Below are 11,943 nucleotides of genomic sequence, written 5' to 3' on the forward strand. Positions count from 1 at the left end.
ATCCAAGAGGGCACTATGGCCGCAGGCATTAACAAACTCTCCAAAACCTTCGTCTGGATTCTCATGGGCATGCTGATGCTGGGTCTTGCCGGTTTTGGCGCCGTCAACCTCAGCGGAACGGTTCGCACAGTCGCCCAGGTCGGGGATGAGGACGTTTCGGTCGATGCCTATGTCCGCGAGCTACAGCGCGAAATCCGCGCGGTCGAGGCGCAGACCGGTCAACCGATGCAGATGTCACAGGCCCGCGAGCTGGGGCTGGATCAGCGGGCCTTGGCGCGTCTGGTTTCGCTGGCAGCCCTGAACAACGAGGTCGCACAGCTGGGTGTTTCGATCGGTGATGCCAACCTGCAGAAGGAAATCGTGGGTATTCAGGCCTTTCAGGGCCCTGACGGATCTTTTGACCGCGAAGCCTACCGGTTCCAGTTGGAACAGATCGGCATGACCGAAACCGAGTTCGAGGAAGACCTGCGAAAGGAAACAGCGCGGACAATCGTCCAAGGCGCGGTGATGGACGGTGTTGAAATGCCCGCGATCATGACCAAGGCCCTGGCCGACTATGTTCTCGCTCGCCGCAGCTTTACCGTCGCAACTCTGTCGCCGGACGCCCTGACGACCCCGATCCCAGAGCCGACAGACGCCGAGGTCCAAGCGTATTACGACGCGAATACCGATCGGTTCACCCTGCCGCGCACCAAAAAGATCACCTACGCCGTCCTGTCGCCGGAGATGCTGCAGGATACGGTCGAAATCGACGAAGACGCGCTCAAGCGCCTGTATGAACAGCGCAAGGACCAGTATCAGCAACCCGAACGTCGTCTGGTTGAGCGGTTGGTCTACCCCACGGAAGAAGAGGCGACTGCGGCGATGGCACAGCTGGAAGTCGGCGGGGCGGATTTTGAGCAGCTGGTACGCGAGCGCGAACTTGAACTGAGCAGTGTCGATCTGGGTGATGTGACCCGCGAAGATTTGGGCGAGGCCGCGGATGCCGTTTTTGCCGCAGAGATTGATCAGGTCGTGGGTCCCCTGCCCTCGGTCTTTGGTCCGGCCCTGTTCCGGGTCAACGGATCGCTGGCCGAACAGAACGTGAGCTTTGAGGACGCCGAACCGGAACTGCGTGCAGAGCTGGCTGGTGAACGCGCCCGGCGCCTGATCGAAAGCCAGGCCGAAGACATCAACGACATGCTGGCCGGCGGCGCCACGCTGGAAGAATTGGCCAACGAAACCGAAATGGAGCTTGGCAAGATTGACTGGACCCGTCAAAGCGACGACGGCATCGCCGCGTATGACGGCTTCCGCCAGGCTGCACAGGCCGTCCGCGAAGATGACTTCCCTGAAATCGGATTCCTCGAGGATGGTTCGATCTTTGCCCTGCGACTGGATGAGGTTCTGCCGCCGCGCCCCGAGCCGCTGGAGTCCGCACGCGACCGCGTCGCCGCCGCATGGGTACAGGAACAGACAGCCAAGGCGCTTGAGGAACAGGCCAACGGCATCGTGACTCAATTGGCCGTCGACGGTGATTTCACGGCGACCGGACTGCCATTCCGTGTCGAAAACGCGCTGACCCGCACCGCGTTTCTGGATAACGTTCCGGCCGATTTCATGACCCAGATCTTTGAGATGGAGCCCAATGAACTGCGCGTGATCGCCGGACCGGATGCGGCATTCATCGTGCGGCTGGACGAGGTTCTTCCGCCTGCGGAATCCGACGAACAGCGCCTGATGCAAGAGGCCGCTGCCGCTCAGCTGAACCAGGCACTGGCCCAAAACATCTTCGACATCTATGTGCGCGACGCTCAGACACGCGCGCGGCCGACCCTGGACCAACGCGCGCTGAACGCGGTTCAGGCCAACTTCTGACCGGAACGAAAATGGCTCTGACACCCGATTTCGACAGCTTTGCCCGCGCCTATGAGGCCGGACAGAACCAAGTCGTTTATACCCGTCTGGCCGCGGATCTGGACACGCCGGTTTCGCTGATGCTCAAGCTGACGGGCGCTCAGAAGGACGCCTTCGTCCTTGAATCGGTGACCGGAGGCGAAGTTCGCGGGCGGTATTCGATCATCGGGATGAAGCCGGATCTGATCTGGCGCTGTCGGGGCGAAACTTCGGAATTGAACCGTTCGGCGCGGTTTGATGCGGATGCGTTCGACGCGCAAGATGGCAACCCGATGGACAACCTGCGTGCGCTGCTCGCCGAAAGCCGCATCGACTTGCCCGATGACCTGCCCCAGGCAGCCGCCGGCCTGTTCGGTTATCTGGGATACGACATGGTGCGCCTTGTCGAACACCTGCCGGATGTGAACCCCGATCCTTTGGGGCTGCCGGATGCGATACTGCTGCGTCCGTCGGTGGTTGCGGTCCTGGACGGCGTGAAAGGCGAAGTCACCATTGTGTCTCCGGCCTGGGCCAGCGACGGGCAGTCAGCCAAGGCCGCCTACGCACAGGCGGCCGAGCGTGTGATGGACGCGGTGCGCGACCTGGAACGCGCAATGCCCTCGGAGTCTCGAGATCTGGGCGAAGCACACGAGATCGCGCCGCCGGTATCCAACTTCACCAAGTCGGGCTACATGGAAGCCGTGGAAAAGGCCAAGGAGTACATCCGGGCTGGTGACATCTTCCAGGTGGTTCCGGCACAACGCTGGACACAAGATTTTCCGCTGCCGCCCTTTGCGCTGTATCGTTCCTTGCGCCGCACGAATCCGTCGCCGTTCATGTTCTATTTCAACTTCGGTGGCTTCCAGGTGATCGGCGCCAGCCCCGAGATACTCGTGCGCGTGTTCGGCAACGAAGTGACCATCCGGCCGATCGCCGGAACACGTCCTCGCGGTGCCACCCCCGAAGAGGACAAGGCGAACGAGCTGGATTTGCTGGCCGACAAAAAGGAACTGGCCGAGCACCTCATGCTGCTGGACCTGGGCCGCAACGACACAGGACGCGTGTCCAAAATCGGCACCGTCCGCCCGACCGAGGAATTCATCATTGAGCGCTACAGCCACGTGATGCATATCGTGTCGAACGTTGTGGGCGAGTTGGCCGACGACAAGGATGCCCTGGACGCCTTCTTTGCCGGGATGCCTGCGGGCACGGTGTCAGGCGCACCGAAGGTCCGGGCGATGCAGATCATCGACGAGTTGGAACCCGAAAAGCGCGGTGTCTACGGCGGCGGTGTCGGCTATTTCAGCGCCGGTGGCGACATGGACATGTGCATCGCGCTGCGTACGGCCATCGTGAAGGACCAGAAACTGTATATCCAGGCCGGTGGTGGTGTCGTCTATGACAGCGACCCCGAGGCCGAATACATGGAAACCGTGCACAAATCGAATGCCATCAGGCGAGCTGCGGCGGATGCGGCGCGGTTCACCGGATCCGGGAATTCATAAAAAAAGGCGGCCAATCTGGCCGCCTTTTCTTCTTTTTCTTCACTGATTACTGGATCTGGCTTTTCATCACCGCCGAGATCGGGGCCAGGGCAACTCGGTTGCCGCGATCCTCAAGCCCCCAGAGCAACAACGCCGAAATTGTCTCGGGCCGCAATCGGCCCAACATCACAACTGCGCCTTCCTGCCCGGCACGAAATGCGGCCTGGTCCAGGAACCGGCGCATGACCGTTGGATCCTGACGCGCACCGTCGATGTCGCGGAACACCACACTGGATGGAATGCCGTTCCGCGCGGCCAGCTTTTGAACGGTGTTCAACCCGTTGTCCTGCACGACCAGCCCACGGCCAGTTCCTGCCGCGATGGCAGCCACTTGATCGGCCAACTTGCGGTTGCCCTGTATCCCGGTGTTCACGCCCTCAAGCAGGCCAACGGTTTCAGGCAAGGTTTCGAGCCAGACCGCCAGCGAAACTTCGGCATCCTGCGCGCTGGCCGCCTTTGGCAGGTCGGTCAAGGCCAGAACTTCGAACCCAGCCTCGCGATAGCGCTTCATCTTCTCCGCCGCTTGCGGATCCGAAGGGCTGACCGCAAAGCTTAGGGGATACGGAAAATCCTTCAGCGCCTCAGCCCCGAACGCACCTTCGTCATCGATCAGGATGATCGACATCAGAGGTTTGGCATCCGGGTTGTCAAAGGCGGCGGCATAAGCATCGATCGGCTTACCGGGCATGCCCTCACCCTCTGCCGGCTGATCGGCTGGGGCATCATCGCGTTCGGTCAGCGGGATCACGCGTTTGCCGGCAATCGAAGATGAGGCCGTTGCCTGTTCGCCGCCGATCTGGGGCAAGGCCGCGATCCGGGCCCGTTTGCGGGGCTGCGTGTCTTCGTCCCCCTCGACCGCGATCGGGCTGTCGCCGGTTCCAGTCGGTTGATCCGGCTCAGGTGTCGACGGCAGCGCGGCTGTTTCCGGCTCGGGGGTCGCTTCAGGTTCCGCATTTGCCGTGGTCTCTGGTTCGGCGGTCTCTGGCTCGCCGGCCGTGACCTCTTGCACCGGGGGCTGTGGTGCGGCCGGCGGTGTCGCGTCCACGGTAACGGGCTGGACCTCCTCGTCCGGACTGGACGGAACCGGTCCAGGCGCCGGGGGTGCGGCTGGCGCGTCGGTCGTCACATCGACCGAAGCGGCGTCTCCCGCACCCGGGTCGTTCAAGCCTGCCACGGTGTCACCGACCTGCGGACGATCATCCGGCTCGGCCTGAATGCCATCCAGTCCAGTGGACCCATCCGCCGTATCGTCCAGTGCCTCAAGCGCTCGTGGTGCGATTTCGACAAGATCGGAATCCGGACCAGCGCCCTGCACTTCCGTATCCGCCTTGGGCAGATCGGCTTCCGCCGCCGCTGGCGCCGCTGTCTGAATATCCGGTTTGCTGCCAAGTGGCGTGTTCAGGGAAAGCACTGCGCCCAGAACCAACACAACGACCGCGCCGGCGATCAGTCCACCGATAAATCCGCCCATCTGTTCTTGCCTCTCGTCTTTCATCCTGCCTCGGCAGCCCGTGCACCGTCTTTGCGGTACTCACCCGTCCGGTCGCCTTGTTGGGGTTGTCCCCTTGACGCTGCCGCACAAGCCTGAGCATGTATGTCCCAACACTATACCGTGGCGCGGGGCTGTATCGCCAGTCCGAATTGCCCAAACACAAGACAAGTGCCAAATGCTGCTGCTGATCGACAACTACGACTCGTTTACCTACAACCTTGTCCACTATTTGGGCGAATTGGGCGCGGAAATGGTCGTGCGCCGCAATGATGCGCTGGATGTGCAGGAAGCGATGGCCATGAACCCCGCCGGCATCTTGCTGAGCCCCGGCCCTTGTGATCCGGACCAGGCCGGGATCTGCCTCGCGCTGACCGAGGCAGCTGCGGAAACGCGCACGCCTTTGATGGGTGTATGTCTGGGTCACCAGACCATTGGTCAGGCCTTTGGCGGCAAGGTCGTGCGGTGCCACGAAATCGTGCATGGCAAAATGGGAACCATGCATCACACTGGCAAAGGCCTGTTCGCCGGCCTGCCGTCACCGTTTGAAGCGACCCGCTACCACTCACTGGTCGTCGATCGGGATACCCTGCCCGATTGCCTCGAAATCACGGCAGAGTTGGAAGACGGCACCATCATGGGCCTGCAACACAAAGAGCTGCCGATCCACGGTGTTCAATTCCACCCGGAATCGATCGCCTCGGAACACGGCCACGCTCTGCTGAAGAATTTCCTGAACGAAATGAAAGTCCCCGCATGAGTGACGCGCTGAAACCGCTGATCGGAGCTGCGGCCGATCGCGCCCTGACCCGTGCCGAAGCCGAACAGGCCTTTGAGATCCTGTTTGAGGGTCGCGCCACGCCCAGCCAGATCGGCGGTCTGTTGATGGCCATGCGGACGCGCGGCGAAACGGTCGAGGAATATGCCGCCGCAGCCGCCGTGATGCGCGCGAAATGCAACGCGGTCAAAGCACCAGCGGGCGCGATCGACATCGTGGGGACCGGCGGTGACGGGAAAGGCACGCTCAATATCTCGACCGCAACGGCCTTTGTCGTGGCTGGCGCGGGTGTTACCGTGGCCAAGCACGGCAACCGGAATCTCAGCTCGAAATCCGGGGCCGCCGATGCATTGGGACAGATGGGAATCAACGTGATGGTCGGGTCGCAAGTCGTTGAAAAGGCTTTGCAGACCGTCGGCATCGGGTTCATGATGGCGCCTATGCATCACCCGGCCATCGCCCATGTCATGCCCACCCGGCAAGAGCTTGGCACCCGAACCATCTTCAACATCCTTGGCCCCCTGACCAACCCCGCCGGAGTCAAGAGACAGCTGACCGGAGCCTTCAGCCGTGACCTGATCCGACCGATGGCCGAGACTCTTGGCTTGCTTGGGGCCGAGCACGCCTGGCTGGTACATGGCTCGGACGGGACCGACGAGTTGACGATTACTGGCATCAGTTGGGTCGCGTCGCTTGAGGACGGGCGCGTGAAAGAGGTCGAACTGCATCCCGAAGATGCGGGCCTGCCGGTTCATCCGTTTGAAGATATTCTGGGCGGGACACCCGAGGAAAACGCCGTCGCGTTCCGCGCATTGCTGGATGGCGCGCCGTCGGCCTATCGGGATGCGGTCCTGCTGAACGCGGCTGCGGCCCTTGTGGTCGCCGAAGCTGCACCGGACCTGAAGCAAGGCGTCGAAATGGCCGCCGAAAGCATCGACAGCGGCAAGGCGAAAGACAAGATTGCTGCTCTGGCACAACTCACACAGGAAGCCGCATGACCGAAACCGTTCTGGACAAGATCAAGGCCTACAAGCTGGAAGAAGTCGCCGCCGACAAAGCCCAAGTTCCCCTGGACGAGGTCGAGCAACAAGCCCGCGAAGCGTCTGAAACGCGCGGCTTTGTGGATGCTCTGCGCACGGCAAGTCGCCGCGGTTATGGCCTGATCGCCGAAATCAAGAAAGCAAGCCCGTCCAAGGGGTTGATCCGTGAGGATTTCGATCCGCCCGCACTGGCAAAAGCCTATGAAGAAGGTGGCGCCGCCTGCCTCTCGGTTTTGACTGACACGCCAAGCTTTCAGGGCGCCAAGGAGTTTCTGACCGCCGCCCGGGCTGCATGCTCGCTTCCGGCACTGCGCAAGGACTTCATGTATGATCCCTATCAAGTGGTCGAAGCGCGGGCACTGGGTGCCGACTGTATCCTGATCATCATGGCATCAGTCGACGATCAGCAAGCCGCCGAACTGGAACAGACTGCGTTTGACTGGGACATGGATGTCCTGATCGAGGTACATGACGAGGCCGAGCTTGAGCGCGCGGCCGATCTCAAAAGCCCTCTCATCGGGATAAACAACCGCAATCTCAAGACGTTCGAGACCTCGCTTGATACCACTCGACGCTTGTCCAAGCTGGTTCCCGCTGACCGCATGATCGTGTGCGAAAGCGGGCTGAACACCCCGGAAGACCTTGCGGATATCGCCCGCTATGGTGCCCGGTGTTTCCTGATCGGGGAAAGCCTCATGCGGCAGCAGGACGTCGCCGCCGCAACCCGTCACATCCTGTCGAACCCGCTGGTGCCGGGGGTCATGTGATGCCCCTGACGCATTTTGACAGCGACGGCCAGGCCCATATGGTCGATGTATCGGACAAGGACACGACAAACCGCGTCGCCGTTGCCGCGGGTTACGTGAAAATGGCGCAACAAACCTTTGAAATCATTTCCGAAGGCCGCGCGAAGAAGGGCGATGTTCTGGGGGTTGCCCGCTTGGCCGGGATCATGGGGGCAAAGAAGACACCGGACCTGATACCGCTGTGCCATCCCTTGCCTGTCACCAAGGTGTCGGTTGACCTGACCTTGGACCCGGACCTGCCCGGTGTGCAGATCGAAGCGACGGTCAAGACCACCGGACAGACTGGTGTTGAGATGGAGGCCCTGACAGCCGTGTCTACCGCGGCGCTGACCGTCTATGACATGGCCAAAGCCGTCGACAAGGCAATGGAAATCGGCGGGATCCGCGTTCTGCTGAAAGATGGCGGTAAGTCAGGTCGTTACGAGGCGAAATGATAACGGTTGAAGAAGCCCGACAGTTGCTGTTCGGCCTGGTAGCCACCATGCCCGAAGAGCAGATTGCGCTTGCTGACGCGGCCGACCGAGTGCTGATGCGGGATGTCAAAGCCGAGCGGGACCAACCCCCGTTTGCTGCTTCTTCAATGGATGGATATGCGCTGAAGTCGGCCGAGGTTGAACGTCACGCAATGTTCAAGGTAATCGGTGAGGCCGCTGCTGGCCAGCGTTTCACCAGTACAGTTGGCCCGGGCCAGGCAGTTCGAATCTTCACCGGGGCTCCGGTCCCCGAGGGGGCAGATTTCGTCGTCATCCAAGAAGATACCGACCTGCGCGGCGATCTGTTGACGATCACGGAAGAACCCGGCCAAAAAACCAACATCCGACCGGCAGGCGTGGACTTCACCATCGGCGATGTAGTTAGTGCGCCGCGAGTCCTCTCGCCCGAAGATCTTGCATTGCTGGCGGCGATGAATGTTCCAACCGTCTCCGTGGCCACCAAACCTCAGATCGCGCTGATCGCCACGGGAAACGAGCTGGTCATGCCGGGCGAAACTCCGGGACCTGACCAGATCATTGCCTCGAACTCGTTTGGCATCAAAGCGTTGCTCGAGAAAGCTGGCGCACATGTTCGCATGTTGCCAGTGGCACAAGACACACTGTCATCGCTGGAAACTGCATTTGGCTTGGCCGAAGGCTCCGATCTGGTCGTGACAATTGGCGGAGCGTCGGTGGGTGACTACGACCTTGTGGCCGAAGCATCGCAACGGCTGGGGCTCGAACAATCCTTCTACAAGGTCCTGATGCGCCCCGGCAAACCACTGATGGCGGGGCGGCTGGGTGATGCGGCGATGATCGGGTTGCCCGGCAACCCAGTCAGCGCGATGGTTTGCGGATATCTCTTCCTGGTCCCCTTGGTCAAAAAGATGCTGGGCATCCAGACTGTTGATCCGATTCTCCAACAGGCCATCCTGTCGGAGGCCCTGCCACCGAACGGCCCGCGCGAGCATTACATGCGTGCTCGATTGGAAAGCGATGGAATACGCGCGTTCGAGGAGCAGGACAGTTCGCTGCTCAGCGTTCTGGCGCGGTCGAACGCCTTGCTGATGCGCCCTCCAAACGATCCCGCGCGGGCTGCGGGGGAAACGGTGTCCTACCTGCCGATTTAGGTTCAGCCGGCAAATCCATTGACACAAAACGTGAACATGCGTAGAACAAAAGAAAACGCATGGGCAACGAGGTGTGAGCGATGCTGACCAAGAAGCAATTGGATTTGCTGGAATTCATCCACAAACGCGTTCAGGCGGACGGTGTTCCACCCAGCTTTGACGAAATGAAAACGGCGTTGGACCTGAGATCCAAATCCGGCATCCATCGGTTGATCACCGCGCTGGAAGAGCGTGGGTTCATCCGGCGTCTCGCCCACAGGGCGCGCGCGATCGAGATCGTGAAACTGCCCGAAAGTCTGGGAGGCGAGCCGACCGCCGGCTTCACGCCCCGCGTGATCGAAGGTGACAAGCCCAGCTTGCCCCGCCCCGCCAATGTCGAGCCTGTGTCGGTGGACGCTCTCGAACTTCCAGTGATGGGCAGAATTGCCGCCGGTGTTCCGATCGAGGCGATCAGCCACGTTTCCCATCATGTTGCGGTACCGGGCACGATGGTATCGGGCCGTGGCGAACACTATGCCCTTGAGGTGCGCGGAGACTCCATGATCGACGCCGGTATCAATGACGGGGACGTGGTCGTCATCCGCGAAACATCGTCGGCAGACAATGGCGACATCGTCGTGGCTTTGGTCGAAGATCAGGAGGCAACCCTGAAAAGGTTTTTCCGGCGCGGCCAGGCGATCGCGCTCGAGGCCGCCAACCCCGCTTACGAAACGCGGGTATTGCCCGAGGACAAGGTTAAGGTTCAAGGGCGTCTGGTCGGACTTATTCGGACTTACTGAAGCCGTCGGGCCGAGCTTGTGACCAAAGGCGCGGCCCCGTCGCATCAGCGCTGCTGAACAGCTTTCCTTGGCGGATCGCAAGGCTCCCGGTCTTTCGCAGTCGGTCAGGATCAAAAACGGCGCAGTCACCAGTCAGTTTGATCGGCACGGCAGAGACCACGAGTTCGCCCCGTCGGCAAACGGTGACCTGCTGCGCCGCGCGCTTTCCCGTGATGTGGACCAGCTGGAAATCCTCTGAAGGATATCGCTGAACAAGATCTGGGGTCGATGGCCACCGGCCTGCAGCCTCCGGCTGGGTTGCTCCGTCTCCATCGTTTTCAAGCCAGACCGAAGCGACGAACCCAGCGCCTTTTTCCTTGCTCAACGCGCGGCCCTTCTCGGTCATCACCCCGACCAAACCACCTGAATCGGCGATCAGCACCTCGGGCCGATGGCCTTGTCCCCAGAATACTGCGGCGAATGCCATCGGAAAAACCCCGACCCAGCGGCTGCGTCCCTGCCACAAGATGACCCACAGCGCACCCAAGGAAAACAGCGGCAGGACAAAACCGGGGGAGCTGGCAACGAAGCCGCGCGCACCATCCAGGCCGGACACCCAGTCCGAGACGGCCAGGATCCACGCCAGCCCGATACCCATCACATGGATCGCCACGGCCTCGAGCCCGAAAGGCGCGAGGATCGCTGCCAGAACTGCCGAGGGAACCACGACGGATCCCATAACCGGCACGGACAGGGTGTTGGCCAGTAAGCCGTAGTGCGACACCATGTTGAAATGCGCCGCACCAATTGGGGCCGTCGCCAAACCAGCGACCGCCGAGGAGCACAGAAGCCCACCCACCGGGCGCAACCACTTGGGCACTCTTGGAACCTCGACGTCGCGAAGGGCACCGAAAACCGCGACCAGTGCTGTCGTGGCGGCAAAGGACATCTGAAAACCGGGGCTGAGCAATGACTCGGGGCGAAGAAACAGCACCAACAGCGCGGCAACCGCGACGGCCCGCAACGATATGGCACGCCGATCGATCAAAACCGCCCCAAACAGAACCGATACCATCACAAAGGCGCGCTCGGTCGCGACATTGCCCCCAGAAAGCAACAGATAGAGCGTTGCAGCGATCAGCGCGCAGACCGCGGCAACCTTGCGAACCGGCCATCGCAAAGCCAGCGCGGGCAAGGCCGCAAGCAGTACCCGGCAAGTCACAAAAACGAACCCCGTCAACAACCCCATATGCAAACCTGAGATTGCAAGCAGATGGGCAAGGTTCGACGCACGCAAATTGTCCAAAGCGGCGGCGCTGATGCCGCTGCGATCCCCGGTCGTAACAGCTGCGGCAAAGCCGCCGACATCACCTGGCAGCACTTCTCTCACTCTGTCGGAAATGGCCATGCGCACGGCAGCGACACGCACCCCGGCCTCAAAGCGGGACGGAGCGGCGGTGACCACTGGCGTGCGCGTGTATCCGACCGCGCCCAAGCGCTGAAACCAGGCGTGTCTGCGAAAATCAAAGCCGCCGGGCTCGACGGGGCCTTGCGGCGGTGACAGATGGGCTGTTGTCATAATGCGTTGCCCTGGCACAATCGGTACATGGTCGCCATGCAACGAAAGTCGGATGCGCCGCGGGGCTTGGTCCGACGGCACGTCCCCGATCCGTACCTGGTCCAGCGTAACCCGCAGCGCATCCGAAGCAGAGCGATCCAACGCCACGACCCTCCCCTCAACCGGGCCGTAATAGCGCCATTTCAAAACCGGCTCTGCAACCATGTGAGCGCGAGCACCCGCCAGGATGAACCCGACGGCGACCAGCGCCCCCCCTATTGCCAACGGAGCCCAGGCAGACGACATCCGGCGGCTGGCCCAAATGGCAAGCAGGACCAACCCGGACAGGCTCGAATAAATCCGCGCATCCGGCTCGAACCGGATTGCGAAATACAGGCCTATGCCGATGGCCAGACAAACCGGAGACCAAGGCAAAAGGTGCCCTCGCTGGTTTAGCAACGCACCTTCGACCCACGCCACAACACGCATGGT

Annotated in this window: 10 protein-coding genes; 8 read left to right on the forward strand and 2 right to left on the reverse strand. The window is 61.5% G+C overall.

Features of this window, described 5'->3' with window-relative positions:
- Nucleotides 1-15 precede the first annotated feature (15 nt).
- Together ACR0JC_RS03145 and trpE are read left to right on the forward strand one after the other, a co-directional pair.
- Nucleotides 16-1,857, forward strand: coding sequence for a peptidyl-prolyl cis-trans isomerase (locus tag ACR0JC_RS03145; RefSeq protein WP_170338981.1), 1,842 nt, complete (start codon nucleotides 16-18; stop codon nucleotides 1,855-1,857).
- 11 nt (nucleotides 1,858-1,868) lie between these two features.
- Nucleotides 1,869-3,380: an anthranilate synthase component I gene (trpE, locus tag ACR0JC_RS03150; protein ID WP_170338978.1), complete on the forward strand. Its 1,512-nt coding sequence runs from the start codon at nucleotides 1,869-1,871 to the stop codon at nucleotides 3,378-3,380.
- A gap of 46 nt (nucleotides 3,381-3,426) precedes the next feature.
- On the opposite strand, the gene ACR0JC_RS03155 is transcribed toward trpE, so the two are convergent.
- The gene (locus ACR0JC_RS03155) at nucleotides 3,427-4,890 is read right to left on the reverse strand and encodes a divergent polysaccharide deacetylase family protein (RefSeq protein ID WP_170338976.1); all 1,464 of its coding nucleotides are present in this window, start codon (nucleotides 4,888-4,890) and stop codon (nucleotides 3,427-3,429) included.
- Nucleotides 4,891-5,086: 196 nt separating this feature from the next.
- Here ACR0JC_RS03155 and ACR0JC_RS03160 point away from each other — a divergent pair, with 196 nt between their 5' ends.
- The 6 genes from ACR0JC_RS03160 to lexA all read left to right on the forward strand — a co-directional run bounded on the left by ACR0JC_RS03160 (nucleotide 5,087) and on the right by lexA (nucleotide 9,914).
- Nucleotides 5,087-5,668, forward strand: coding sequence for an anthranilate synthase component II (locus ACR0JC_RS03160; protein ID WP_170338975.1), 582 nt, complete (start codon nucleotides 5,087-5,089; stop codon nucleotides 5,666-5,668).
- On the forward strand, nucleotides 5,665-6,684 hold the full coding sequence (gene trpD, locus ACR0JC_RS03165) for an anthranilate phosphoribosyltransferase (protein WP_170338973.1): 1,020 nt from the start codon (nucleotides 5,665-5,667) through the stop codon (nucleotides 6,682-6,684). Before ACR0JC_RS03160 ends, trpD begins: the two co-directional genes overlap by 4 nt.
- On the forward strand, nucleotides 6,681-7,493 hold the full coding sequence (trpC, locus tag ACR0JC_RS03170; RefSeq protein ID WP_170338971.1) for an indole-3-glycerol phosphate synthase TrpC: 813 nt from the start codon (nucleotides 6,681-6,683) through the stop codon (nucleotides 7,491-7,493). The genes trpD and trpC overlap by 4 nt, the downstream gene beginning before the upstream one ends.
- The gene (gene moaC, locus ACR0JC_RS03175) at nucleotides 7,493-7,966 is read left to right on the forward strand and encodes a cyclic pyranopterin monophosphate synthase MoaC (RefSeq protein WP_170338969.1); all 474 of its coding nucleotides are present in this window, start codon (nucleotides 7,493-7,495) and stop codon (nucleotides 7,964-7,966) included. The genes trpC and moaC overlap by 1 nt, the downstream gene beginning before the upstream one ends.
- A complete protein-coding gene (locus tag ACR0JC_RS03180; RefSeq protein WP_170338967.1) occupies nucleotides 7,963-9,135 on the forward strand; it encodes a molybdopterin molybdotransferase MoeA in 1,173 nt (390 codons plus the stop codon). The genes moaC and ACR0JC_RS03180 overlap by 4 nt, the downstream gene beginning before the upstream one ends.
- A gap of 80 nt (nucleotides 9,136-9,215) precedes the next feature.
- The gene (gene lexA / locus ACR0JC_RS03185; protein WP_170338965.1) at nucleotides 9,216-9,914 is read left to right on the forward strand and encodes a transcriptional repressor LexA; all 699 of its coding nucleotides are present in this window, start codon (nucleotides 9,216-9,218) and stop codon (nucleotides 9,912-9,914) included.
- On the opposite strand, the gene ACR0JC_RS03190 is transcribed toward lexA, so the two are convergent.
- Nucleotides 9,898-11,940 (reverse strand): ComEC/Rec2 family competence protein, encoded by a 2,043-nt coding sequence (locus ACR0JC_RS03190; protein WP_170338963.1) that lies wholly within the window; start codon nucleotides 11,938-11,940, stop codon nucleotides 9,898-9,900. The genes lexA and ACR0JC_RS03190 overlap by 17 nt on opposite strands.
- Between the last annotated feature and the right edge of the window lie 3 nt (nucleotides 11,941-11,943).

The sequence above is a fragment of the Ruegeria sp. CH5 genome (assembly GCF_056537025.1).